Raw genomic sequence first — 25173 nt, 5'->3', positions numbered from 1 at the left:
ATGCTTAGAAAACATTTACGGAAATTAAAGTACTTAATCATACGTTTATTAAGAATAAAGGATAAATCCCATGGTATTGCCAGGGGGTTTACTTTTGGATTTCTCATGAATTTTGTTCCTACCTTTGGCTTTGGACCATTTCTTTCAACCATTGGACCAAAACTAGTTCGTGGGAATACAGTTGCCGGTTTTATTGGAGGAATGTTGTTTTTATGGGCATTCCCCTTTATGTTCTACCTTAATATTGTCGTGGGGGAATCCTTCATGCCCATTGATATTGGGGAAAAAATTGAAGAAGTTATCATTGAAACAGACGAAGTTGAAGCGGAAGAAGTTGTGGAAGTAGGCTTAAAGATCGGTAAAGCATTCATCATAGGAATGATCATTAATATTATTTCCTTTGGAATCATTACGTATATTATGATTTATTTTATTGTAAAAAACTCCCGAAAAGAGCTCCTTAAATTTGTCCACAAAAAATGGAGAATGAAACGACACCCTTAACACTGCCCCTGCCCTAGATTCTTTAAGATGGCAGGCTTTGTACAAAAATGTATACCTCATTCACCACCAACAACTATTTATATATAGAAAAAATAGAGCTGCAATCACAGCTCCAAAACAACGTTATTTACTGGAAGCTTCTTTTAGTAAATGAAAATCCAGCTTCAATAATTTGTTTAAAATCAGCGATACTTGCTGTCCCTCCAAAAATACTCCCCTTATTTCCTAAAAATTGATTAATTAAGTTGGGCTTTATACCAGCCTTCTCCCATTTTTCCGCTGCCGAATACTGTAGAAGCTGAACTGGGAACGCCTCCATTTTTAATATTTCCTCAACCACATCCTCCACTAACCTGTGATAACCTTCCATCACAAACATAGCGGGGTTAAATTCATACTCCCCTGTTTTTCTTTCTAAAACAAGGACCGATTTCCTTTCATTAATCCTCTCCACAATGGAGTCAATTTCATCTTCCAGTTCAGCAATCTTTTCATCGTTCTCCCCATCATCCAGCATCTCTAACTGAAGAACTTCCTCCTCTAGACGCATTTGCTCCCCTAAAAGCAATTCAATTTTTTCCAATTTTTCAGGAAGAGCCAATCGATAAAATTGCTCCAATTCTCTATCTTGCTGTAAATCATTGCTACCTTTCAAGGAGTTGACCTCGAAAGCAACCTGATCCATGAAAAGAGACTCGTCATATTTTTTCCTAAAGGAAATATACTCCCTAATTAAATCCTGTAACCCTTGAGATAAAGGAACCTCCCTATCATGAATCATTAACAATCCATTATCCTGCAGAGAATCAGTATCAAGCCTAATCAATTCCAACGTATCCATTCCTGTTTCTAGAATCAGCCTGAACATTAAATAATTCCTCATGGTATCCCGCTTCTTTCCAAAATCCCCTTCCTCCCCAGTAACAACCGCCTCATACAAGACCTTCTCCGTCCGGATAATATCTTCCTCCAAAACAGTAACAGGATCTAATTTGTCAGCAAACTTAAAATTCACTCGCCCCTTATCCAACGGAATGTTAACAAACTCACCGAAGGAAAAAATTACTTCTACAACCCTTTGGATATCAGAACGGCCCATCTCCTTACCCTCAAGATATCCTATGTATTCATTAACAGCTCCTACATCAAAATCAAGCCCTTTATCATTAATAAAATCAACGAAACGCTCTAACGAAAAACGCCACGTCCTGTTCGCCCCCACATTCCTTTTTAAAAGCATACTCTCTGAAAAATCAAGTATCTGCTTTCTAATTTCATTTTGCTTTTCCAAATTAAGCATTGAAACCCCTCCCCGTTTATTAACCCTTCGCCATAAAGTACTGAATTCCTCTCAAAAAAAGAACACGTGCAAAAAAATCGTTACACATGTTCTTCTTAGTGATGTACTATATTTAGAAAATACTACAACTCAAATAAAGTACTTACGGATTTTTCTTCTTGCACTTTAATAATCATTTCCCCTAAAAGTGGTGCAATGGACAATGTTTTAATTTTTTCAATTTTCTTTTCCTCTTGAAGAAGGATCGTGTTCGTTGTTACTAGCTCCTTAATAGGAGACTCTTCAATCCAGCTAACAGCTGGCTCAGACAATACAGGATGGGTACAGCAAGCATACACCTCTTTTGCTCCCTTTTCCATTAAAGCTCTAGAAGCTGTAGTAATCGTCCGGGCTGTATCTACCATGTCGTCAATAATAATAGCCGTTTTTCCTGCAACATCACCGATAAAGTCCATAGCACTCGTACAAGTAGGATCCTCTAAACGGCGGTTTCTATCAATGAGTGCAATCGGTGCATGAAGAATATTTCCAAGGTGACGTGCACGGACGACTCCATTGTTTTCCGGAGCTACTACTACTACGTCATCAAGGTTTTTTTCAACAAAATATTTAGCTAAAATTGGCCTAGCCAATAATTGATCCACAGGAATATTGAAAAATCCTTGTACCTGTGGTGCATGTAAATCAACCGTAATTACCCTGTCAGCCCCTGCCTTTTCTAATAGGTTTGCAATCAACTTGGCCGTAATCGGCTCCCTAGAACGAGCTTTCCTGTCTTGACGGGAATATCCGAAATATGGAATAACACAGTTAATTGTCTTCGCAGAAGCACGCTTCATGGCATCTACCATAATAAGTAGCTCCATAAGATAATCATTTCCAGGCTGATTTGTAGATTGAATAAGATAGATGTCACATCCGCGAATACTTTCTTCAATATTCATTTGAATTTCTCCGTCACTGAATCGTTTAATTGAGCTTTTCCCCATATTTACGCCTATATGCTGAACAATCTCCTCGGCTAATGGAAGATTTGAATTTAAAGAAAAGATTTTCATATTTGATTTATTTGATGATGTCATTTTATAATTCCTCCAACACAAATTGACCTACCTTGATTTTAATAGTTATAAGCTAAGATTTAAAGTTATTTAGGTAATCTATTTTTAATTTTATGACCTGACTACGATAACTTCCCTCTGAAAGGTCAGTCCCTTTTTGATGATACAGCGATCAACTATGCTCACCCCAACCTCTTCAATTAATGCATCCAACGGCTCAATAGTTACTATTACAATTTTTTTACCAATAAGCTTGGCAGTCTGAATCATGTCCCGTTTTTCTTGATCTGTTAGCACAGAACATAAATTATAGGGCATGTCCATAATAACCACATCAGAACGTTCCGTGATGTGACGTATGTCTTTTATTTGAACGATACTCGTACTATAGCCAAAGTGAATAAGATTTTCCCTTGCCCCACGAATTGCCAATGGATTGATATCGCTGCCTTTAATGGAAATCCCCATTGATAGTGCCTCTATTAATACAGTCCCAATCCCACAGCACGGATCAATAGCCGTTATTCCCATTGGTTCAGGAACAGCAATATTAACAACAGCCCTTGCCACCCGAGTATTAAGGGCAGTGGAATAATGCTGCGGCTTCTTCTGATGATAATGCCATATGGGTTCACTTTCTATATATGTTCCAAAAACCCACTGATCATTCACAAACATCAATCCGAATAAGCTATCTGGGTCTTTTAAATTCGCTGTCCCTGGAATATGCTGACCAACTTCCCTCTCTATTTGCCGCCTTTGTTCGAAGGGAACTTGCAGGCCTTTTGGGATGTCCGGATTCTTTACAAAAACAACTTTGAATGAGTTTGTAGTTTTGGGTAAAGTTCTAACTTTGTGGATGATCTCCTCTTGGGATGCTCCTCGAAAGATAATATCTAACCGATGTTTCATAAATGGACTGCGATTGGGATCTACCTTTATATTACTTAACAAAACATTCGATTCAGATTGAAAGCCAAAAAAAGACCGCATCTCGAGATGGCATAAATCTAATTCCTCTTCATAGAAAGAATAGGTATATAAGTAAGAAGTATCTTGATGGGACAAATGTTCACATCCTTTACATGTGGTTCGTTATATGTACATCAAAATGATAGCTTTGTTTTAGGCAAATTGCAAAAATTATTTATATCCTTTCTCCATGTATGGGTAATCTCTTTCATATCTGTTTTATCCACATAAAACTAGAGACATTTCCCGTAATTTTGGTTATAGTATTAAAGATGAATAGGAACAGGAGCACTTTACATATGAAAAATATAACTACACTACCCTTCAACATTTCTAAAACGGAAAATTTCTTCAATCAACTTGGAGAATACATTGGAGACGTTTTCTATGACATACTCCCTGAAAAGGGCTATGAGTTAAGAGACGAACAAATATTTATGGCCTTTCAGTTGGAACAAGCCTTCAAACAGAAAAATGTTATTTTTGCTGAGGCTGGAGTTGGTACAGGTAAAACGTTCGTTTATCTACTCTATGCTATTTGTTATGCCCGATATAAACAGATGCCAGCAATTATCTCCTGTGCCGACGAAACGCTTATCGAACAGCTCGTTAAAAAGGACGGTGATATTGAAAAGCTGGAAAAGGCATTAAGCCTAAAGATTGATGTTAGACTTGCAAAAGCTCGCGATCAATATGTCTGTGTTAAAAAGATAGACGAATTACTTCATAGAAATAAAGACAACGAAGATATTCTCCGAGTGTATCACGAGTTGCCCAGCTTCGTATTTGATTCCACACAATCTATGACTTCCTTTGAAAAATACGGGGATCGAAAGGATTACCCTTGGTTATCCAATAACATATGGTCAGACGTGGCATGGGATCCATTACAGCAATGTTCCACCTGTGATTGGCGCCATCGATGCGGACAAACCCTCCACAGGGAGCATTATCGTAAGGCAGCGGATTTAGTCATTTGCTCCCATGATTTCTACATGGAACATGTTTGGACGAAGGAATCTCGAAAACGGGAAGGACAACTCCCACTATTACCAGAAGCTTCCTGTGTGGTTTTTGATGAAGGACATTTATTGGAGTTCTCTGCACAGAAGGGATTAACGTATCGATTTCATTCGGAAACATTAACGAATATCTTAACCGGCTACCTAAATCAAGATATACGGGAAGAATCATTATATTTAATTGAAGATATTCTTGCCCTGCATGATGAATGGTTTGATTTACTTCAAAATCAAGGGAAGGAAGTGGAAGGCTCAAGCCGGAGAGAAATTCTTCGAAATAAGGAACTGATTGAAATTGCTTCTTCCTTAAATGAAAAGGTATCCCACTTACTGGATCAACTCGTTTTCGATGCGGAGTTATTTGTAATGGAAGACTATCACTTGAAAATTATTGAGGAGTACTTGGAATTTTACTCCTACGGATTATCTATCTTACTAAAAGACGACGGGGGAATTTATTGGCTTGAGGAATCTGCTATGGAAACCTCCTTTGTCATTATGCCAAGACTGGTGGAGGATGTTTTGAAAAAAGAGGTGTTTTCTCAATCCATTCCTTTTGTTTTCTCATCAGCCACACTATCCAAATCAGGTGATTTTAGTTATATTGCTAAAAGCCTCGGCATTGAAAACTACCAATCCTTTTCCGTTTCTTCTCCCTTTGATTATGAGGAGCAAATGGAGGTACATGTACATGTGGAAACGGAAGAATTTGAGAAATGGCAAAAAATCAAAGAGCAGCTGTACATTTTCGGAGGGAAATCACTTATTTTATTTACTTCCTCTGAGGAGATGGAACGTTTTCGCTCATGGGCGTCCAACCAAGAGTGGAGTTTTCCAATAATATATGAAGGTGACGAAGAAATCAGCAAAATGGTGAAGGAGTTTCAAAAAAACGAACCCACAGTTTTATGCTCCTATCACCTTTGGGAGGGGCTAGACGTTCCAGGACCTGCCCTTTCTCAGGTTATCATCTCTTCTCTGCCTTTTCCACCAAAGGACCCTGTTTTTGAGGCAAAACGAAATCATACAGCTAATCCAATCGAAGAAGTGGACCTACCATACATGCTTCTTCGATTACGACAAGGAATAGGAAGACTTATTCGGACGAGCCAAGATAAAGGGACTGTTCATATATGGATGCATGAACAAGAAAAACAAACCTTTGGAACCGAAATATCAGCCATACTCCCAAGACCATTAAGTGAAATTTAAAGGAGGTTGACTCGATAGGTTAAAAAACGAGGCCACTGAAAAAGGATGTTTTTCCCTTTTTCAGTGTCTTATTAAAAAACACCTTTCAGTCAACCTCTTACGTTTTATCCACCTGACAGTGGTATTAATAACTGAACGAAGTCACCGTCATTTAGAAGCATAGTACGATCTTTGACAATTGTGTTATTCACAACCACTAATGCATCGTCGTCCCATTTAATTCCGAGAGAGTTTACGAATTTTTCTATCGTAGCTTCTTTCTCTAACTGATACTCACCATTAATATTTTCTAAATAAGGTATAAAGGACACCACTTTTATAATCATACAAAGACCCCTATCTTTTAATGGGTAGCAAACTATAGATCGTTCCGTTCTACACCTATGGTTTCCAGCTCATCTTGGTTTACATCAAAGACAGTTTTACTTCCTTTATTTTCTTCATAATAGAAGTACTCCGATAATTTATCGTGTTCCTTCGTAAAACCTGCCTTCCGATTAAAGGAATGCTCTACCTTCAATGTTTCATTGGCAATGGCAACTATATCTTCTCCAGTAAATTCTTCACCTGTATAAGCAGAAACTAAGTCAGCTAAAATGTCCCATCGGCCTTGAACAGCTCCTGAGCTAAACATACACATTCCAAGATGATCCCATATGGTATTAACTGTTTGAGCATTCTTCGATACTTCCACTTGCCCCTCAGGAGAATGGTGATCAATTTGCGCCCTGACCGTTTGACCTGCTGTATGGTCAGCACCCATTGGAGAAGTGGCGTAGGTGACACCTAACCCTTTGATAGCCCTTGGGTCGTACGCAGGCATTGTTTGACCTTTCGCTGTTGGAACATGAACGGTACCATATATTTTGCCAATTACTTCTGCTCCGCTCCCAATAATTCTCCCTAGGGGAGTCCCTGCTTTTACCTCTTTTAACACTTCAACCGCTCGTTTACCATCCCCAAATGGAATAACATTTTGTGCCATTAATACCCCTAAAGCCCCCCCAGTTTCAATGGTGTCAATTCCATATTCATTACAAAGGAGATTGAGGTCAGCAATATCATCTAAATTGCTGATATCAAGGTTGGAGCCTAGTAATCCAATATTCTCATATTCTATTGGTCCAGTAACACGGTTTCCTTCTTTGTCAGAAAAAACGTTAGAGCAGCGAATAATACATCCAGGCATACAAGCATGGGTTGGCGTTCCTTCTCCCCCCCGTTCTAGGATGATTTCTCTCAACTTCTCACCCGATATATTTTCATAATCCTCCATAACACCAATGGAAAAATTTCGCGTCGGAAGGGCTCCTAATGCATTCGTTGTTTTCACTAGGGATGCTGTCCCAAACTCAGGAAGAACCTTCGAGGTTGCTGGCGTTTCCATTAACCACCCGTGGTATTGCTTTAGTGATTTCTTGAATTCTTCCTTCCTCTTTGGACGATTTTTCTCCACACCACTTGCATCCAGTACAATCGCTTTTATCCCCTTTGAACCTGCTACCGCACCTAAACCGCCCCTTCCGTTATACCTCGTGGGGTGACCATCCTTATCTTGTCCAGCTATAGCTGCTAGGTTCATTTTTTGTTCCCCTGTTACACCAATTAACCATACAGCCACATGCTTCCCATACTTACCACGGATCCATGAAGCCGCTTCACTTAAGTCCTTCCCTAAAATTGGGGCAGCATCATCGAACTTGACCCCATTCTTAGATAAATGAACAATTTTAAAGTCTTCTCTTATGTTTTCAAAAACAAGGGCTCTAATCCCCAATTTACCAAGGGTTAATCCAGAAATCCCCCCAGCATTACTTTCTTTAATTCCACCAGTTAATGGACTTTTTCCCCCCACAGAATAACGATCTGCACTAGATGCACCTGAACCCGTTAACAAGCCTGTAGCAAAAATAAGTTTGTTATTAGGGCCAAGGGGATGACATGTCGGGGATACTTCATCATGAAGAATCTTAGATGTTAAGGCTCTTCCTCCTAACCTCTTGTACTTTGTTACCAAATCTTCCTTCACTGATAAATTACCCATATTAATCTTTAATATTTTCATCATTACACCCCTTATACTGATTTGTATTAGAAAGGTAAAAGTTTAACTCCCTTTTTAATGATATGTATGCCATTATCTCTTTCATAATTGGTAGGTTGTATTTTTCATGCACTCATGCTTTATTCCTATTTTTGTCTAGTACTTTAATACAATTCTATGATAAAATTACTGTATTTACTAGGATAAAGTATGGAGAGCCGGTGATTATATGAAAAAACAACATGAAGAAATAACTGAATATATATTCCAGGCTTCAGGGGAGAGCGATGAATTAATTAGACAACTTGACCCTAACAGCTACATAGCAAGACTTGCCTTAGAGTTTACCGTATCCAATAGTAAATTGGATTTACATGAATACCTTATTGACAAGCTTTTAAAATGCGACAATGCAGTGAGCAGAGAGTGGGCAGAGGTATATAATATAGATAACCAAGCCTGTAAGAATGTAATTACAGCAATTGACGCTAGTATCAAGCTTACTTATCTTAAATGTGAGTCCATAGAAATGTCTATCTTGCGAAAAATATTTCAATTATACCATTACTATGATTTAAGGGCTGTAAAAATGGTAATTGTTCTAAGTGGATTAATTACGGAAGAGATTAAACAATTAGACAATAATTATATGAAGAATTCCTTACAGGCACGAATAGACTTAGCGATGCAGAGTGTTTATCTGCATTTAAATCAATTAGACCAATCCAGAGCCTATGGTAAAAACCTCAAAGAAATTGCACCTACACCTGTAATGAAAGCACTAGCTTATAAAAACTTGGGGACATCCCTATTATTTGAAAATTATAATGCTTCTATCTACTATCTAAAAAAGTCAATGGAATGTATTTGTAGTTATCAAATTGATCATTTAGAAATAAAACATATACAAAGAATGACCAATTTAATTCATGGTATATGGAATAAGCCCGAAAGAGCAACATGGATTAATAAAGAGTCCATTAATGAATCACTAGACGATTTGCTAGTCTATTCCTTTACTCTAATAAAAAATCGGGATAAAGCTTCAGCAATCAAAATATTAAATAATATAGAAAATCAAATAGATAGCGATTTTCAATACGCTTTTTATTGTTACTATCGTGGCTTAGCTGATGATGAGAAATATTTCTATAAATCAGTTAAATATTTCAGTAAAACTGGAGATCATTTTTTCCGTCGATTACCTTTATTAGCACTCAAAGAAAATGGAGAAGATCCTATTCTAATCTCTGTATTAAGTGCGCTTAATTAAGTATAATAGCGAAGAGAGAGGAATTTCCCTATCTTTATTTTTATCTAACGGAGTAAAATAGAATAGACTCAGTTCATATTTCTGGAGTTTGAGTCTTTTGTATTATTTTTCATCAACATATACTAAGCATTCTTTTAGAAAATTACATAAGTATGATATAGTTTTAAATATGAATAGTCCCAATAGCTTAAGGGGGTAGTAGATAGATGGTAGAAAAACAGACTTCTGATGATCTTTTTAGGTCTACAGAAAACATTGAACAATCTATAAAAGAACTAGACCCAAATAGTTATTTAGCTCGAGTTTCCTTAGAGTATGCAGTTAGTAACAGTAAAATAGAATTATTGGAATATCTAATAGAAAAACTTTCACATTCAAGTAGTGAAGAAAGTAAGAAATGGGCCGAGATTTACAATATTGATAATTTAGTATGTAAAAATGAAATTAGCTTGATAGAATCAACTAATCGACTAACCTACATAACATGCAACTCACAGGAAATGTCCATACTAAGGAAAATTTTTCAGTTATATAACTACTACGACTTAAAAGCATTCCAAATGATCGAGATACTTAGTGACCTAATTAATGAAGAAATTAAGCTTCTAGATGAGGGGTACATGAAAGATTCCCTTCAATCTCGTTTAGACTTAGCAATGCAAAGTGTGCATTTACATTTGAATCAGTTAGAAAAATCGAGATCATTTGGTCAAAACATAATAAAAATTGCTCCAACGCCAATTATGAGAGCAATTGCATTTAAAAACCTGGGCACTTCCTATATTCTTGAAAACTACAATGAGTCTATTAACTATTTTAACCAATCATTAAATATACTAAATAATATCCAACGACACCAAGAAATACACAATATTAAACGCCTCAAAAATTTTGTTAGGATTTATTGGGGGCACACTCAAAAAGTAGAATTTGTAAAGAATCAGTCAATCACAGACCACTTAATAGTTGTTTTCTCATTAATTAAAAATGGGGATGAAAAATCAGCTATTGAGAGTTTGAAAAATGTTGAAAGTAACTTACAGGATGATTTTACATCTGGGTACTATTATTACTATCTTGGACTAGCAACGAAGGAAGAAAAATATTTTTATGAATCAATTAAATTCTTTAGTAAATCTGGAGATCACTTCTTTAGGCAATTACCTTTACTAGCATTAAAAGAAAAGGGTGTAGACACCATGCTATTATCAGCATTAAGTGTTTAAAATAAAATTTAATAAAAGGAGTGTTTTAAAATGAAAAAGTTTCTTATTGGAATTTTATTTACATCTACATTTGTAGTTACTGTCCCATTTGCAACCGACGTTGTGGATGAAGTTGTTAATTCTCAAACAACAGAAGTTGCCTATGCTGACGCTAGCTTCAGAGTAAGATCCGTTGATTCAAGCGACTTAAATTAGAGAAGGGCCTCCCTTCTCTTTTTTATTCCCACTTTTCACTAGCCTCCCCTTCAAATATCACATTCTAAAATTAAAAACAGCACCTTTAGGTGCTGTTTTTAATTTTATTTACTACTGATTTCTTAACATATATTTTAATTATCAACCTGTATTAACCAAGCCTGCTGCAACTCCACTAATGGTTAATAATACTTCTGTTAACAATTCTTCTGATTGCTCTTCCGATTCTCTCATTTTTTGAATTAAATCCACCTGCAAGAAGTTTAGCGGATCAACATAAGGATTACGACGATGAACAGATTCACGAATATTCGGCTTGTGATCCAGTAAATTTTCTGTACCTGTAATCTTTAATAGTATCTCCTTCGTACGGTCGTATTCATCGGAAATATCTTGGAAGATTCGATCACCAATTTTCTTATCCTTAACTAAGTTTTTATATTCTTCCGCCGTTGTAATGTCCGCTTTCATTAATGCCATTTGAAGGTTATTAATGGTTACTTGGAAAAACGGCCAGTTTTGATACATTGTCTGGAGCAACTCTAAGTTATCTTCAGATTGAGAAGCAAAGGACTGAAGTCCTGTACCAGCAGCGTACCATGCTGGAATCATTTGTCTGGACTGTGTCCATGCAAATACCCATGGAATCGCCCTTAAATCTTCAAAGCGTTCACTGCCCTTTCGACTCATTGGACGTGAACCTATATTTAAAGCTCCCAATTCCCTTAAAGGAGTTGCCTGTTTAAAGTAAGTTAAGAAGTCCTTATCTCCAAAGACAAGGGATTGGTATTTAGCTAAAGCTTCCTTAGATATTTCCTCCATCGCTTTTTCCCAGTCCTTATCTAGACCGTTCCCTTGCTTTTGCTTCGCTTTCGCAGAAGCTTCAAGCAATGCAGAAGCAGCCTGTTCAAGGTTACGGAAAGCAATGTCTTCTAAGAGGTACCGAGACGATAAAACTTCTCCTTGTTCCGTTATTTTCACTCCATCCCCCAATGTTTCTGCTGGTTGTGATAGAATACTACGGTTCAATGGTCCACCACCTCGACCTAAAGATCCTCCACGGCCATGGAAAAACTTTAAGCGAAGTTTAAATTCACGTGCCATTTCATGAATTTCTTGTTGTGCTTTATAAAGCTTCCAGTTCGCCGTCAAGGTTCCCCCATCTTTACTTCCATCAGAGTAACCTAACATGATTTCTTGGTGATTTCCACGTACATTTAAATGATTACGATAAATGTCCATCTCAAACAGTGTCTTCATAATTTCGGGACCGGCAACGAGGTCATCAATCGTTTCCAGTAATGGCGCAACGTGAATACCACTTTCCACTTCCCCATTGGCATGGAGACGATAAATACCTGCCTCTTTCGCAAGTAACAGTACTTCTAGCAAATCACTGGAAGATTGTGTCATACTCACTAAATATACTTCTATAGAACGGCTTCCGAACTCTTCATGGGCTTCTTTAATCATTTGGAAAACTTTAAAGATTTCTTGCGTTTCCTTAGAGTAATCCTCATGCAATAACATTAGTGGTCTTGGATCACTTAATGCCTTCTGTAAGATCCCTAACTTTTCCCATTCTGGAAGGGATGCATAATCCTCTGTAATATTAACTACCCTTAATATTTCTGATATTGCAGCTTCATGCTCCCCACTATGATTTCTAATATCCAATGTGGCTAAATGGAATCCAAATAATTGTACCTGACGAATTAATTTTCGGATTGTTTTCAATCTGCGATCTGAAGGCTGATGTTTTTCAGCTACTGTCTTAATAAGCTCTAAGTCCTCTAGTAACTCTTCTGATTTTTTATAACCAAACTCTGTTTCCCCTACATTTCTAAGACGTTTTAATATTACTGCAAATTTTCTTCGGTAAATTTCCGTTTCTACCGGCCAAGTTTCTCCCTTTTCTAAATAAGCAGCTTCGTCTTTTTCAACTGACTTTATTAATTTTTCATCAATGAATACGCGGGAAGTTGACTGGCTAAAACGCCTCATTAAATCTACAAGTGCTTCATCATATTTTTTCAATGCTAATTGTCTTTGTAATTTTAATGTCTCCCAAGTAACTTCAGGGGTAACATTTGGATTACCATCCCGGTCTCCACCAATCCATGAACCAAAATGAATAAAATTAGGAACCTTCCACTTATGATTACTAAAGTAATCACCTAATTGTGTCTCTAGTTCTTGATGAACATCCGGTAACACATCAAATAATGTTTGATCGAAATAATAGAGACCGTTTTTCACTTCGTCTAACACCGTAGGCTTACGGTGACGTAGTTCATCCGTTTGCCAAAGAGCTGTTACCTCATTAAATAGGCTTTCTTCTAAGTATTCTTTTTCCTTTTTTGTTAAAAGTGGATTATCAAACTGTTGTAAAATTGTTGAAATTCGTTTTTGAATCTCCAATACAGTACGCTTAGTAGCTTCTGTAGGGTGTGCAGTAATAATTAATTCTATGGATAAGTCATCTAAAACTTGCTGAATCAATTCCTTCGGTAACTTACTTTCCTTAATAGCAGAGACAGCCCCCTCAATGGAAAAGGGTTGAGCCTTCCCATCCTCTTGCAGCTGGTATTGTCTGCGACGGCGAATTCGGTGGTTTTGTTCTGCAATATTAACAAGATGAAAATAAACGGCAAAGGCACGAATCACATGCTGACGAGTTGGTGATTCTAAATTGCTAATCTCTTCTTTTAGTTTTTTATAGGATTCTTCATTGAAGTTTTTTCTTAAATCCTTTGTTGTTTCTCTTATAGATTCAACTTTGTTAAAAAGTGAAATTCCCCCGTGATGTACTAGAATTTCTCCTAAAATATTTCCTAGCTTCTTTACATCATTTCGTAAAAGAGAGTTATTATCTGCTGTGTTTATCATGGTATCATCCCCTCCAAAAACTACTGATTCCTTTTCATTTTAAATTAATGAAAAAGACAATTCATGTCTCAGCAAACACGAACTGTCTCTTCCATACATGTTAGCACTTGCGAGTATGCTAATAATCATACCAAAAAATGCATAGAATAATCAATTTATTCGCACTATTATTTTTTATATTTCGAAAATATACGGTATTTTAAAAAATCTAATTACCTAGAATCTATCACTCTACTAATATTTTGGCAATCCCATTTTGGGAATAATCATGGAAGTTTGAAATGGGATCTGTAAGTAATATACAGATCCCCCTAAATTAATTGTTATTTCTTTTCTTTCTATACATGGAGAAAGCTAATACCGCCACAACCAACAGGAGTATTAGTGTCATAGTTACTCCCACACTATTTGTCTCTTCTCCTGCCGCCATGACAATTCCATAATCAGTAAAGAATAGAAAGCTGGATATGGCCAAAATTACAATACCACTTTTCACTACATTGTACTTAAGCATTCAAAATACCTCTCTTTTGAAAAATGTCTTAGTATTAGAATGCTATATACTTTAGATAACATACATATTTTTGATAAGTTTTCAGGAAATTCCATGAATATCTATGGCACCAGCAACATCATAGTCAGTAATATCAAGCTCCATTTCCAATCCTAGTGCAAGCTTTCCTAACTCAGAACCTAAGTAAGGTCCTACCGTTAACCCTGAAGCACCTAATCCATTTGCGACTAACAATCCTTCCCACTGAGGTACAGGGCCGATTACAGGAAGGAATTCCGGTGTAAATGGTCGAAAGCCTACCCTTGCTTCCAGAATAGAACTCTCCCCAAGTCCTGGGGCAACCCTTAAGGCTTTATCTAAAATTTCATGTATACCACCTGCCGTTACACGAGTATCAAATGCAACATCATCTTCGTGAGTTGCCCCTGCTATAATACGCCCTCCACCAAAGGCAAGTATATATTGATTATTGGGAGGCATTACTACAGGCCACTTTTCCGTCTCAACACTACTTAGTTCAAGATGAATAATTTGTGCTTTTTGTCCAGTTACCAAGAAATTTATCCCTAAAGGTGCTAATAGTTCTTTCACCCAAGCACCTGCAGTAACAATGACTTTATCACTTAATATTTCTTGTCCCCCCACTTTTACACCTATAACACGTTTACCATTATGTAGAAGCTCTGCATTACCCTCTATAACTTTTGCCCTATGTTTTTCTCCTCCCCTTAAAAGGGCGTTCCTAAGATCTCTTCCATAAACACGGGCTCCACCACTTACATGAACAGCCCCAAAACCATCCGCCAAAGGAGGGAACATTGCCTTTGTTTCTTCTGAGGATAACCGCCTAATTTCCCCCATTTCAGGTGCATCTTCTTTTCGCAATTTAGCCCGTTCTTCCATTTTATTTAGTTTTAGCTCATCCGTTTGTAAACTTATTGCCCCCACCCTAGCATAACCAGTATTAGTCTCTCCATCTTCTTCCAAAGCCTTTATTAATTTGGGGTAATAGCGTGCGCCTCCCTTTGCCAGTCGGTACCAGGCCTTATTTCGGCGCTGTGTTAACCACGGATTCACAATTCCAGCAGCTGCATCTGTTGCTTGTCCTTTATCTTTTCGGTCCACTACTGTAACTTTGCCTCCGAACTTGGCCAAATGGTACGCTGTAGAAGCCCCTAATATTCCTGCACCAACTACAATAAATGATCTCATATGTAAACACCTTTTCCTCTTCTAACTTAAACCTAGTTTAATATTACAAAAAATAAGTTCCGTAAACAACGGAACGTCCCTGATTCCAAAAGAAATCAAGGACATTAATCTTTTATGCAATCAATAGTCGAATACCACCTATGGCCGCTAGAATTAAAATGATTATATTGAAGTGTTTTTGAGGAATCAACGGTAAAAACTTAATACCTAAAAAGGTACCAACTAAGATTGGAACAATAAGCCAGGCATTAAAGGTCAATGTTTCTCCAGTAATTAAACCTAGTTGCAGGTACATTGGAACTTTAATTAAATTTACAGATAAGAAGAACCAGGCACCTGTCCCGATAAATTCCTTCTTGGGAAGGGCTAAAGCAATTAGAAAAACGGCCATAATAGGACCTGCAGCATTCCCGATCATGGTTGTAAATCCAGCAAGAGTTCCCATAACAACGATAAATGCCTTTGATTTTGGCATATTGTCAAGCCATTTAGCGCCCCAACGTTCCCTGATAAACTGTACAGTAATTAAAGTTAAAACAATAACCCCCAAAATAATTTCGATTGGTCTACTCTCTACAATCGTATATAAAAGGACATAGCCAGCTAAAATTCCCCCTAATACCCATGGAATCATAGAGAATAACGTCTTCCAATTGATGCTTCTACGATAGTAACTTACGGCAATAATATCAGCAGTAATCAACATAGGTAGCACAATTCCTATAGATTCCCTTGCTGGAAAAATTGTTGCCATTGTGGCCACTACCAGTATACCTAATGTTGGTAATCCCGTTTTAGAGACACCTATTAAAATGGCACATAAAAAAACTATCAATATAGTAGTCCAAGATAAATCAAACATCATTTTGCCCATCCCCTTAGGAAAACGAAATATGTAACAGTTTCATTATACGGGTATATCTACATGAGTTACAAAGAGATTTTTTTCTAATCTTAATTCAACTATTTGTCCATGAAAAAATCCCACTGATCTTAGTCAGCAGGATAATAGATTTATTTTTCCAAAACGGTTTTGGCATTATCAGCCGTTTCTGTAAATGATTTCTCAATTTTCTTTAATATTAGGGAAGATCCCACCTTAACGAAATTATTTAAGTTGCTAGGATCAGCCTTTGCCCTTCTTGTAAACTTCGTTCCTCCCTCTACTTCTTCGTATAGATTAGCTACTTCGTGAGGAAATGGTTTATCTGCTCGACAGACAACGGCCTCGTTCTTCTTATATTCTAATACTTCCGCTACGGTTTTTATTTTTTTCCCTAAAACCTTACTAGTAATTTGAATAACTGAGCCTGGTTTTTCATATTCTCCTGAAATTACCTTCGCCTCCACTACTCCCGTTTCCCAAGTGGGTCTCTTTTCTAAATCTTCTATAAAGGCAAATACATCTGAAATTGGTTTTTGAATCACGACACTGTACTCAATTGTTTTCATAATGTGGAAAGCACCCCTTTTGTAATGGTGACTATAGTTGTTGTACCATGTAGTGTTTTTACATTTATTTATATGGAGGGGAAAGAAACTTAGAACAACTTAAACTTACTAATATTGGTAACTTCATTACATTCTTATTGAGGAATCTTTAATACAATTTTCCCAAACTGATTTCCCTGTTCCATATAATGATGTGCTACTTGTATTTGCTCTAAGGGAAATATAGTATCCACAATGGGATGAATGCTATGTTTCTCATAGAAATCTATCAACCCTTGAAATTCTTCAGGGGTTCCCATCGTTGTTCCTAAGATATCTAGCTGCTTCAAGAAAACGATCGGCATAATTAAATTTGGAACTGGGCCTGTTGTTGCACCAAATGTGACAATTCTGCTCCCTGGCCTTGCAAGATGTATGAGTTGATTGAAGGTATCTCCTCCAATAGTATCAATACTAATATCTACACCACCAGTCATCTCCTTTAGTTCCTTTCCCCAATCAGGGGTGCGATAATTCACTCCACCTTTTGCTCCCAATTTCACAGCTTGTTCGATTTTTTTCTCATCACTAGAGGTGACATAGACCTTTGCCCCAACAGCCACAGCCATTTGCAAAAGGAAGGTGGCTACACCGCCGCCTATTCCTGGGATAACTACAGTCTCTCCTTCCCTCAGTGCTCCCCTCGTAAACAATGCACGGTAGGCGGTTAAGCCTGCTAAAGGGAGAGCTGCCCCTTCTTCCCAGCTTAAAAATGCTGGCTTTTTAACGACATTTTCTGCAGGTACCTTTACATACTGAGCATGGGTTCCATCAGTAGGTACACCTAAAATGGAAAACTCTTTACCAGTAAACCGAGGATTATCGCCCCAATTAAGGGCTGGGTTTATTAACACGTTAGAACCCTTTCCTAACCCTTTAACTCCCTCACCTACAGAAACAACTTCACCAGCACCGTCGGCTCCTGGTATAGATGGAAATTTCACTCCAGGATATAGGCCCATTCTAACAAAAATATCCCTTCGATTCATGGCAGCATAATGTAATCGAATTAATACCTCTCCGCAGCCAACTTTCGGTATAGGAACTTCCTCTAATAACAGCTTTTCTGTTCCACCCGTTTCCCTAATGACTACTGCTTTCACAGAAGACTACACCTCTTTTCTATTGTTTTCATTCACACATTTCTTGTTTCCAGCTTGAAATATCGGAACCATTTCTGCTTTTTTCTATATAATTCCTGAGCCTTTTCTATACTAATTTTCTGAAAGGTGACACTCTGCCCTGGAATAAGTTGCCCTAAAAGGGGAAGGTCTACAGAAATGACGGCTCCAATTCTGGCATACCCTCCCGTCGTTTGCCTGTCAGCCATCAAAATAATCGGCTGACCATTGGCGGGAACTTGAATAGCCCCAAAGGAAATGGCATCGGAAATAATGTCTGCATTCCGTTTATGAGTTAATTTTTTTCCGTTCAGTCGATACCCCATCCGGTCTGCCTCTCTCGAGATATCATAGGTGGAGGAAAAGAACGACATAAGAGCTTCTTCCGTAAAGGATCCTATATCTGGACCTGGAATAACCCTTAAGGTTTTCGTTCCTCCATATCTAGGTGTATATTTAGTAGACAATGCTCTACCAATATATTTCCCCTTATCCTCGAACGAATCTTTTCCCTTTTTTAACAAATCTCCTTTCTGAAGGGGACGACCTTGATAACCACCCATTCCCCCCTTAACATAAGTAGACTTGCTTCCAAAAACAGGTTCCACGTCAATCCCACCTGCAATAGTTAAATAGGCTCTAGCACCTGTCTTACGCTCCCCAAATGTTAAAAACTGTCCTTTCTTCACCTTTATTGCCTTCCATATGGGTACTGGCTCCCCATTAATACTTGGGGACAGATTGGCACCGCATATGGCGATAACTCCATCGTTTACTATATGTAATTCCGGTCCAAGGAGGGTTATTTCTAAACCCGCTTCTCCCTCCTTATTACCAACCAAAATATTTCCCACTTGCAGAGAAAAAGAATCCATTGCCCCTGCTGCTACAATCCCATATTCCTGGTAGCCTTCCCTTCCTAAATCTTGCACAGTTGTAAAAAGTCCCGGTTTCACTACTTTCAAAAATTCCATCTCCCTGCTACCCTCCGACTTTTTCTACATATATCCCGTTTTCATGAAGACTAGCCCTTAAATGCCTCACAAAACGCAAGGCACTTGGTTCATCCCCATGGACACATATGGTATCAGCCTGTATAGGGATGACGGTTCCATCTATAGTCTCAACTTCCTGTTCCTTTATCATTTTAATTACCCTTTCCACCGCTTCGTCAGGATCCTTAACCATGGAATTAGGGAAAGAGCGTGGTGTTAATGTTCCATCCCGCTGGTACGTTCGGTCTGCAAATACTTCCTCTGCCACATAAAGTCCCAACTTCCTGCCTGCCTTCACCAGCTCACTTCCAGCTAAACCAAACAATATGAGCCTTGGATTCAAATGATAAATACTTTCAGCAACCGCCTCCGCTAATTCTTTACATGCGGAAGCCATATTGTACAATGCCCCATGGGGTTTCACATGATTCAACCTCCCACCATGAAGTTCTGTAAATGCATTTAGCGCCCCTATTTGGTAAACCATCATGTTATAAACCTCTTTAGGTGATACCCTCATATCCCTTCTTCCAAATCCTTGGAGGTCTGGAAAACCCGGGTGAGCACCGATACCAACATTGTTTTCAACTGCCATTTTCACTGTTTTCCACATCACATCTGGGTCCCCTGCATGGAATCCACAAGCAATATTTGCTGAGGTTACTACCTTTAAAATTTCCTCATCCTGTCCGATCATATATACACCGAAACTTTCTCCTAAATCACTATTTAAATCTACTTTGTACACAGTCTCTTCACTCCCCTTTATGTAATGAACTCATAAATAGGCTTATATTTTTTTCTTTTACCTGATGTTCAATAGCGGAATATTCTTCTGGTGATATGGGATCAAATTTAATATAATTACCAGCCTCAAGTAATATGGGAGGGATATTATCCGGGTCAAATAGTCGTAATGGGGTTTTTCCAATAATTCTCCACCCACCAGGAGTTTCTACAGAATAGATTCCTGTTTGTTCCCCCGCTATACCAACAGACCCAGCTGCCACTCTTTCTCTAGGAATGTCTAATCTTGGTGTAGCAAGCTGTCTCGACATCCCTCCCAAGTAAGGGAAACCTGGGGAAAATCCGATCATATATATTAAATAGCTTGTTTTAGAATGAAGGGAGATGACTTCCTCTACACTTATGCCATGAAAGTCTGCTACATAATGAAGATCACGGCCGAATTCCCCTCCATAACATGTGGGAATATGAATGATTTTAGCTGGGGGAAGTTCGATACTCCCTAAATGTTCCTTCAATTTATACAATTTAGCTGTCAGTTCATGATATGTAATTAACATTGGGTCATAAAATAAGGTTACCGTGCAATATGCAGGAACCAACTCCTTTACCCCGTGAATCAATTCTCTTTTTAATACTAATATAAAGCTTCGTATCTTATGATTAATTTCAGGAGATACTTCCTTCCCTAATTCAATCCGAAGCGCTTTATCTCCCAATGGAGAAATATTCATACTACATCACCACCTGTTATCAATTACATGTAACTTTCTACCTAAAAATCGTAAACACCTTCTTGTTTTATTATTACCATATGACTTAATGTAAGTGAACTATTATGGATTAATCGTTCATACATTGAAAGGTCCCTTAATTAGTTCCATCCGCTTAGACACAGGTATTTCCAATACTGCTGTCGGATTACTTACGACACTGCCGTTACTTGCCTTTGCCCTCCTTTCTACTATCGCTCCTAAAATCGGGCGTGCTATCGGCAACGAAACGGCAGTATTCATTGCATTAATCATTTTAACCATTGGAATTTTAATGCGATCGATGGGTTACATTCCTACCTTATTTATTGGAACAGCTATTATCGGGATTGGTATTACGATAGGTAATGTGTTATTGCCTGGAATTGTTAAACAAGATACCCACTAAAAATTGGATTAATTACTGCCTTATATACAACAGCAATTACGGACGACAGACTCAAAGGATGGAGCAAACCTGTCTGGAATGGCCCAATCCTTCGGTTACTTCTTAGAAGCCATTGGCCCAATTTCTGTTGGATTATTTTTTGATATCTTTAATAGCTGGGCACAACCTTTACTTCTGTTTATCCTCGTTACCTTTGCATTAATTTTCTTTTGACTTGGTGCAGCTCGTGACCGCTTTCTATTTGATAAAAAACCCTTCATAACAAAAAAATGTAAGTGAATGCTGATATAAGCTAGAGTCAGCATCACTTACATTTTTTATAACCAAAGCTTTGAAAACTCACATGAAAGTAATGATTTAACTTCACCATGAGTAAAATAATATAAGTCTTCCTGATACACAATTTTCAAAAACGGGAATAGACATGTAGTAAGGGACAGTATATTAAAAGTCCAAATGGTTAAAAACTTTACGTAAAATTATGATAGATAGGTTTTTAGTATTTTTTCCAATAGGGTTTCACATTATATAACTACCCTTGACCATTTTTATACTAATCATCATTTTCTAAAGAGAGGAAAGATGTGGTGTAACCTATGAGAAACTTTCAGGTAATGAACTACTCCTTTGAAAATTTATCGGAAAAGAACTTATCATTTCAACAAGTATTTGATCGAATCGCTCAATTTATGAAAAAGGATCCGAAAGGAAATTTCCGATTAATGGTGGGGACAGATAGCCAAGTACATTCCACTTATACCCGGTTCGTTACAGGCATTGTTATTCAACGTGAAGGGAAAGGTGCTTGGGCATGTATTAGGAAGGTCACTATCCCAAGGCAAATGAAGAACCTCCATGAAAAAATATCTTATGAAACTTCATTAACGGAAGAAGTTGTTTCCATGTTTACGGAAGAAAGGAAAGATCAATTAATTAATATTGTCTTACCACATATTTATAAAGGGGCGGCCTTCACTATTGAAGGACATATTGATATCGGCTCCCAGCGTCGGAATAAAACGAGGTTTTTAGTTAGAGAAATGATGTCAAGGATTGAATCAATGGGTTTAGAGCCCAAAATTAAGCCGGAAGCTTTTGTTGCCAGTGCATATGCAAACCGTTATACCAAATAGTATTATCATAAAACCTCCGTTACTCTGAAGGCAGAATTCGGTGAATTGTTTCTGCCCTTTGAGTATGCCATTTTCTAAATACTACATACTCCTCTTTCAAATATATGTTATATTTTTATTGTCTTACTATTTAATTGGAGTGATTATATTGATTAACTTAGGAGACCAAGTTTTCGTAAATAAAACGCATTATAGCAGTTATGTGGAGAAAGGGTTAGTGGAGGGGATTTGTCAGACTCCAGTAGATTTACAGAAATATTTCAACGAAGACCACCCTTTTTACTCCACCTATTTCTCATGGATTACTAATAATAAAACTATTTATGTCGTCCATTTAGAAAATAATATTGGACGAGCTGGATTCTTAGGAAAAGAATTATCAATAGTGGAAAAATAATTTTTCTGGGGGGTAACATATTATGCAGTTAGAAAAGAAATCAAAATGGATCAAAATAACTGTTACCATTCCATTCATTGGTTTTATTCTCTACATGTCTATTACTCTATTTTTTTATCTGATGCAGGATCAAATTACCTTCATGCCTCAATCAATTTCTGAAGATAGGCTTAATTATATTCGTACAAACTATGATAACGTGGAAGAGATTACGTTACGTGTAAATGATGAAATTTACGTCCACGGTTGGTTAGTCAAAAATAGTGATAGGGAACCTTCGCCCCTGCTGATTTATTTTGGGGGCAATGCGGAAGAAGTTTCCCACATTATTTCCCAAATCAATAATAGTGAGTTTCCACGTTCTGTATTACTCATGAACTACAGGGGATATGGTCTTAGCGATGGGGCTCCGAGTGAGACTGCCATGTTCCATGATGCTCTGGAAATTTATGATTACATTTCTGCTCGAGATGATGTAGATGAACATAAAATTGCGGTCTTGGGAAGAAGTATGGGAACAGGTGTGGCAGTTTATTTAGCTCATGAACGGGATGTTGACCAAGCACTCCTCGTTTCTCCCTATGACAGCCTTACTAAAGTGGCCCAAGGCCGTTATCCTTTTTTACCTGTGGCCTGGTTATTAAACCACCATTTTGATAATATTTCTCGAGCACCTGAAATAGATATCCCACTCTTAACTTTAATAGCTACAGAAGATCGTGTCATCCCTCCAGACCATTCCAAACGTTTAATAGAGAAATGGCAAGGTCCTGCAAGCTATTCTTTATTCGAAGGGTATGGTCATAATAACATCCAAGTAAATTCACGCTATTGGGAAGAGATTATCTCGTTTTTGGAGGAATCTCGGGAATAATATAGAAAGGGGATATCCCAAAGGTATATTTTTAACCTTTCAGGATATCCCCCCCTATTAGTCTAAATCCAATTTGTTTAAAATGTTACGTAGTTCCTTTAATTCCTCATTTGATAAGGTAACGCCCTTCCCCATCTTTTCATAATCTGGAGACCAATCTCTTAAATCGTATTTCGGTGGTCTTTCATTCCAACTTACTAAATTTAATTCCTTTTTCCAATCTTTCGAACCCTGGGAAACAACTCCTATATTTTCTACAACCTCGTATTTTATTTTGGACATAGGTCCTGCCTCCATTTCTATTTTATCTGCTTATTTAAGGGTGGATATATTCCTTTCCAATTTAAATGTTTTAAACCCTAGATCATAACGGTCCGAGTCCTGAATTTTTACTGCAATTCTTTTGGCAGCCATGGTAATCCGTTTTCTTCCAATATCACAAATTGTTTTGTAACCCTTTCTATATGCTGAAGTATCTTCCTCGATTTTCTCTGGAAGCTGGACCATAATAAATTTTCGGTGAACATCTTCAGCCACATTTAATTCTAACACGGCTTGTGCAGTCGTCCCTGAACCGGAAAAGAAATCTAAAATAATATCCTCTTCCCCTGCATTAGCAATTTGAATACAACGTTTTATTAGTTGTACCGGTTTAGGAAAATCAAAAATTTTTTCTCCTAGTAGTTTTTTTACCTCAAGGGATGCTTTTTTATTTCCATCTATGTCGTCCCATAAAGTAGAAGGCCGTTTCGTTCGTCCGTCTAAGTAATACTTCACATAAGGAATCCAGCCCTTATCCTTCACTTTTTTCCAATAAATAAAGTCATCCTTCTCCAACTCAAGATACTTCTCCCTCCCCATTCTCCAGCGGCTTTCATAGCCACCTGGCCCTAACGGATAAACTAAATCGCCATTTGGTGCTGTTACTGGATAATACATGTTGGGCCTGTCTTCCCGCTTATCATCGTTCCCTGTTTTCCTTAACTGTAAAATAGAAAACTTCCCACGATTATCCTTTAACTTAAATCTAGCGGCATCTTTTTTGGATAAAGGAATGCCCCCGACATGAAATCTATCCGATTTTCTATACATTAATAAATAATCGAAGGAGCTGCCCAATCCTCCACTGTCCTGACCCGTTGTTGTCCCTGTTGCCCTAACAATATTTCCCACAAAGTTATCTTCACCAAATAATTCATCTAATATTAACTTCAAGTTTGCGAATTCATGATCATCAATAGACACAAAAAGAACTCCATCCTCCTTCAGAAGATCTCTAGCAACCTTTATCCGGGGATAAATAAAGTTGAGCCAATCAGAATGATATCGCCCCCAAGAACCAGCTTCTTTACGTAAAAGTTGGTTCGTTAGTTTCATAAACCTATTCCTATTACTTCTAAAATTATCCTTATAGATGAAATCCTGACCTGTATTATAGGGAGGGTCTATATATATCATTTTGATTTTGTTAAAATATTCTTTTTGGAGAAGCTTTAATGCCTCAAGGTTATCACCTTCAATATATAAATGATCAGAATTTCCCTTACCTAAGCTTAACTCTTCAACATAGTGAAACTTAAAGGTACTAGAGACTTCAGCTAGTCTCCTTGCTTCTCCTTTCCCAGGCCAATTTAATTCATACCGCCCGGGATATGAATCTACTCTATCGCCTAATAACTCCCTTAAAATCTCTAAATTAACTTTCCCGTTAGAAAAGGCACTGGGGAAAAGCTTCTGGAGCTCCTCCATTTTCTTATCAAATAAGTTAACCGTTCTTTCATCCAGCCTCACCAATTTGTCCCCCTAAAAAAGTCGACTTTTACTTTTTAA

Annotated in this window: 26 protein-coding genes; 10 read left to right on the top strand and 16 right to left on the bottom strand. The window is 37.6% G+C overall.

Going from position 1 to position 25173, the window contains the following annotated elements:
- Positions 1 to 504 carry a DUF2062 domain-containing protein gene (locus J2S74_RS10115; protein WP_307325022.1) on the top strand — a complete coding sequence of 168 codons (504 nt, stop codon included), beginning with the start codon at positions 1 to 3 and terminating at the stop codon, positions 502 to 504.
- Positions 505 to 631: 127 nt separating this feature from the next.
- Here the strand turns inward: J2S74_RS10115 and J2S74_RS10110 are convergent, their stop codons facing one another.
- The 3 genes from J2S74_RS10110 to J2S74_RS10100 all read right to left on the bottom strand — a co-directional run bounded on the left by J2S74_RS10110 (position 632) and on the right by J2S74_RS10100 (position 3933).
- Positions 632 to 1804 (bottom strand): site-specific integrase, encoded by a 1173-nt coding sequence (locus J2S74_RS10110; protein WP_307325020.1) that lies wholly within the window; start codon positions 1802 to 1804, stop codon positions 632 to 634.
- Positions 1805 to 1926: 122 nt separating this feature from the next.
- Entirely contained in the window at positions 1927 to 2886 is a 960-nt protein-coding gene (locus J2S74_RS10105; protein ID WP_307325018.1) for a ribose-phosphate diphosphokinase, read from the bottom strand.
- 90 nt (positions 2887 to 2976) lie between these two features.
- Entirely contained in the window at positions 2977 to 3933 is a 957-nt protein-coding gene (locus J2S74_RS10100) for a TRM11 family SAM-dependent methyltransferase (protein WP_307325015.1), read from the bottom strand.
- 203 nt (positions 3934 to 4136) lie between these two features.
- Between J2S74_RS10100 and J2S74_RS10095 the strand changes: the two genes are divergently transcribed.
- Positions 4137 to 6071 (top strand): ATP-dependent DNA helicase, encoded by a 1935-nt coding sequence (locus J2S74_RS10095; protein ID WP_307325011.1) that lies wholly within the window; start codon positions 4137 to 4139, stop codon positions 6069 to 6071.
- A gap of 104 nt (positions 6072 to 6175) precedes the next feature.
- Here J2S74_RS10095 and J2S74_RS10090 read toward each other — a convergent pair whose 3' ends face one another.
- Positions 6176 to 6397, bottom strand: a complete 222-nt coding sequence (locus tag J2S74_RS10090; protein ID WP_307325009.1) for a MoaD/ThiS family protein — start codon at positions 6395 to 6397, stop codon at positions 6176 to 6178.
- A 32-nt stretch (positions 6398 to 6429) separates the two neighbouring features.
- Positions 6430 to 8136 (bottom strand): aldehyde ferredoxin oxidoreductase C-terminal domain-containing protein, encoded by a 1707-nt coding sequence (locus J2S74_RS10085; protein WP_307325006.1) that lies wholly within the window; start codon positions 8134 to 8136, stop codon positions 6430 to 6432.
- 208 nt (positions 8137 to 8344) lie between these two features.
- Between J2S74_RS10085 and J2S74_RS10080 the strand changes: the two genes are divergently transcribed.
- The 3 genes from J2S74_RS10080 (at position 8345) to J2S74_RS10070 (ending at position 10809) form a co-directional block, all read left to right on the top strand.
- On the top strand, positions 8345 to 9388 hold the full coding sequence (locus tag J2S74_RS10080; protein WP_307325005.1) for an AimR family lysis-lysogeny pheromone receptor: 1044 nt from the start codon (positions 8345 to 8347) through the stop codon (positions 9386 to 9388).
- Positions 9389 to 9594: 206 nt separating this feature from the next.
- Positions 9595 to 10614 (top strand): AimR family lysis-lysogeny pheromone receptor, encoded by a 1020-nt coding sequence (locus J2S74_RS10075; protein ID WP_307325001.1) that lies wholly within the window; start codon positions 9595 to 9597, stop codon positions 10612 to 10614.
- A 30-nt stretch (positions 10615 to 10644) separates the two neighbouring features.
- The gene (locus J2S74_RS10070) at positions 10645 to 10809 is read left to right on the top strand and encodes a hypothetical protein (RefSeq protein WP_307324998.1); all 165 of its coding nucleotides are present in this window, start codon (positions 10645 to 10647) and stop codon (positions 10807 to 10809) included.
- A gap of 141 nt (positions 10810 to 10950) precedes the next feature.
- On the opposite strand, the gene ppc is transcribed toward J2S74_RS10070, so the two are convergent.
- From ppc to pxpB, 9 genes are all read right to left on the bottom strand, one after another.
- The gene (gene ppc, locus J2S74_RS10065) at positions 10951 to 13698 is read right to left on the bottom strand and encodes a phosphoenolpyruvate carboxylase (RefSeq protein WP_307324995.1); all 2748 of its coding nucleotides are present in this window, start codon (positions 13696 to 13698) and stop codon (positions 10951 to 10953) included.
- A gap of 316 nt (positions 13699 to 14014) precedes the next feature.
- The gene (locus J2S74_RS10060; protein WP_307324992.1) at positions 14015 to 14212 is read right to left on the bottom strand and encodes a hypothetical protein; all 198 of its coding nucleotides are present in this window, start codon (positions 14210 to 14212) and stop codon (positions 14015 to 14017) included.
- Between the two features lie 81 nt (positions 14213 to 14293).
- Positions 14294 to 15424 (bottom strand): NAD(P)/FAD-dependent oxidoreductase, encoded by a 1131-nt coding sequence (locus tag J2S74_RS10055; RefSeq protein ID WP_307324989.1) that lies wholly within the window; start codon positions 15422 to 15424, stop codon positions 14294 to 14296.
- Positions 15425 to 15536: 112 nt separating this feature from the next.
- Entirely contained in the window at positions 15537 to 16289 is a 753-nt protein-coding gene (locus J2S74_RS10050; RefSeq protein WP_307324987.1) for a sulfite exporter TauE/SafE family protein, read from the bottom strand.
- 149 nt (positions 16290 to 16438) lie between these two features.
- Complete coding sequence (locus J2S74_RS10045) at positions 16439 to 16876, bottom strand: SRPBCC family protein (RefSeq protein WP_307324984.1); 438 nt, start codon at positions 16874 to 16876, stop codon at positions 16439 to 16441.
- 134 nt (positions 16877 to 17010) lie between these two features.
- A complete protein-coding gene (locus J2S74_RS10040; RefSeq protein WP_307324981.1) occupies positions 17011 to 18018 on the bottom strand; it encodes a zinc-binding dehydrogenase in 1008 nt (335 codons plus the stop codon).
- Positions 18019 to 18050: 32 nt separating this feature from the next.
- The gene (locus J2S74_RS10035; RefSeq protein WP_307324979.1) at positions 18051 to 19010 is read right to left on the bottom strand and encodes a 5-oxoprolinase subunit C family protein; all 960 of its coding nucleotides are present in this window, start codon (positions 19008 to 19010) and stop codon (positions 18051 to 18053) included.
- Between the two features lie 7 nt (positions 19011 to 19017).
- On the bottom strand, positions 19018 to 19779 hold the full coding sequence (locus tag J2S74_RS10030; RefSeq protein ID WP_307324976.1) for a LamB/YcsF family protein: 762 nt from the start codon (positions 19777 to 19779) through the stop codon (positions 19018 to 19020).
- A gap of 7 nt (positions 19780 to 19786) precedes the next feature.
- Positions 19787 to 20512: a 5-oxoprolinase subunit PxpB gene (pxpB, locus tag J2S74_RS10025; RefSeq protein ID WP_307324972.1), complete on the bottom strand. Its 726-nt coding sequence runs from the start codon at positions 20510 to 20512 to the stop codon at positions 19787 to 19789.
- A gap of 94 nt (positions 20513 to 20606) precedes the next feature.
- On the opposite strand from pxpB, the gene J2S74_RS10020 reads away from it, so the two are divergent.
- From J2S74_RS10020 to J2S74_RS10000, 5 genes are all read left to right on the top strand, one after another.
- Complete coding sequence (locus tag J2S74_RS10020) at positions 20607 to 20939, top strand: MFS transporter (RefSeq protein ID WP_307324969.1); 333 nt, start codon at positions 20607 to 20609, stop codon at positions 20937 to 20939.
- A gap of 78 nt (positions 20940 to 21017) precedes the next feature.
- Positions 21018 to 21152 (top strand): hypothetical protein, encoded by a 135-nt coding sequence (locus tag J2S74_RS10015; RefSeq protein ID WP_307324966.1) that lies wholly within the window; start codon positions 21018 to 21020, stop codon positions 21150 to 21152.
- 383 nt (positions 21153 to 21535) lie between these two features.
- Entirely contained in the window at positions 21536 to 22072 is a 537-nt protein-coding gene (locus J2S74_RS10010) for a ribonuclease H-like YkuK family protein (RefSeq protein WP_307324963.1), read from the top strand.
- Positions 22073 to 22220: 148 nt separating this feature from the next.
- On the top strand, positions 22221 to 22469 hold the full coding sequence (locus J2S74_RS10005) for a hypothetical protein (RefSeq protein WP_307324960.1): 249 nt from the start codon (positions 22221 to 22223) through the stop codon (positions 22467 to 22469).
- A gap of 22 nt (positions 22470 to 22491) precedes the next feature.
- Entirely contained in the window at positions 22492 to 23343 is an 852-nt protein-coding gene (locus J2S74_RS10000; protein ID WP_307324957.1) for an alpha/beta hydrolase, read from the top strand.
- 57 nt (positions 23344 to 23400) lie between these two features.
- Here the strand turns inward: J2S74_RS10000 and J2S74_RS09995 are convergent, their stop codons facing one another.
- The gene (locus J2S74_RS09995) at positions 23401 to 23625 is read right to left on the bottom strand and encodes a YdbC family protein (RefSeq protein WP_307324954.1); all 225 of its coding nucleotides are present in this window, start codon (positions 23623 to 23625) and stop codon (positions 23401 to 23403) included.
- 30 nt (positions 23626 to 23655) lie between these two features.
- A complete protein-coding gene (locus tag J2S74_RS09990) occupies positions 23656 to 25134 on the bottom strand; it encodes a site-specific DNA-methyltransferase (RefSeq protein WP_307324951.1) in 1479 nt (492 codons plus the stop codon).
- Positions 25135 to 25173 lie beyond the last annotated feature (39 nt).

The organism is Evansella vedderi, assembly GCF_030813435.1.
In the GTDB taxonomy this organism is placed as follows: Bacteria; Bacillota; Bacilli; order Bacillales; family Salisediminibacteriaceae; genus Evansella; species Evansella vedderi.
The sequence above is the reverse complement of the archived record's forward strand: the minus strand, read 5'-3'. Positions and strand labels throughout refer to the sequence as shown.

Coding starts and splice junctions, on each gene's coding strand:
- J2S74_RS10115 (WP_307325022.1), top strand. CDS start 1: ATGCTTAGAAAACATTTACGGAAATTAAAGTACTTAATCATACGTTTA.
- J2S74_RS10110 (WP_307325020.1), bottom strand. CDS start 1,804: ATGCTTAATTTGGAAAAGCAAAATGAAATTAGAAAGCAGATACTTGAT.
- J2S74_RS10105 (WP_307325018.1), bottom strand. CDS start 2,886: ATGACATCATCAAATAAATCAAATATGAAAATCTTTTCTTTAAATTCA.
- J2S74_RS10095 (WP_307325011.1), top strand. CDS start 4,137: ATGAAAAATATAACTACACTACCCTTCAACATTTCTAAAACGGAAAAT.
- J2S74_RS10090 (WP_307325009.1), bottom strand. CDS start 6,397: ATGATTATAAAAGTGGTGTCCTTTATACCTTATTTAGAAAATATTAAT.
- J2S74_RS10085 (WP_307325006.1), bottom strand. CDS start 8,136: ATGAAAATATTAAAGATTAATATGGGTAATTTATCAGTGAAGGAAGAT.
- J2S74_RS10080 (WP_307325005.1), top strand. CDS start 8,345: ATGAAAAAACAACATGAAGAAATAACTGAATATATATTCCAGGCTTCA.
- J2S74_RS10075 (WP_307325001.1), top strand. CDS start 9,595: ATGGTAGAAAAACAGACTTCTGATGATCTTTTTAGGTCTACAGAAAAC.
- J2S74_RS10070 (WP_307324998.1), top strand. CDS start 10,645: ATGAAAAAGTTTCTTATTGGAATTTTATTTACATCTACATTTGTAGTT.
- ppc (WP_307324995.1), bottom strand. CDS start 13,698: ATGATAAACACAGCAGATAATAACTCTCTTTTACGAAATGATGTAAAG.
- J2S74_RS10060 (WP_307324992.1), bottom strand. CDS start 14,212: ATGCTTAAGTACAATGTAGTGAAAAGTGGTATTGTAATTTTGGCCATA.
- J2S74_RS10055 (WP_307324989.1), bottom strand. CDS start 15,424: ATGAGATCATTTATTGTAGTTGGTGCAGGAATATTAGGGGCTTCTACA.
- J2S74_RS10050 (WP_307324987.1), bottom strand. CDS start 16,289: ATGATGTTTGATTTATCTTGGACTACTATATTGATAGTTTTTTTATGT.
- J2S74_RS10045 (WP_307324984.1), bottom strand. CDS start 16,876: ATGAAAACAATTGAGTACAGTGTCGTGATTCAAAAACCAATTTCAGAT.
- J2S74_RS10035 (WP_307324979.1), bottom strand. CDS start 19,010: ATGGAATTTTTGAAAGTAGTGAAACCGGGACTTTTTACAACTGTGCAA.
- pxpB (WP_307324972.1), bottom strand. CDS start 20,512: ATGAATATTTCTCCATTGGGAGATAAAGCGCTTCGGATTGAATTAGGG.
- J2S74_RS10015 (WP_307324966.1), top strand. CDS start 21,018: ATGGCCCAATCCTTCGGTTACTTCTTAGAAGCCATTGGCCCAATTTCT.
- J2S74_RS10010 (WP_307324963.1), top strand. CDS start 21,536: ATGAGAAACTTTCAGGTAATGAACTACTCCTTTGAAAATTTATCGGAA.
- J2S74_RS10000 (WP_307324957.1), top strand. CDS start 22,492: ATGCAGTTAGAAAAGAAATCAAAATGGATCAAAATAACTGTTACCATT.
- J2S74_RS09995 (WP_307324954.1), bottom strand. CDS start 23,625: ATGTCCAAAATAAAATACGAGGTTGTAGAAAATATAGGAGTTGTTTCC.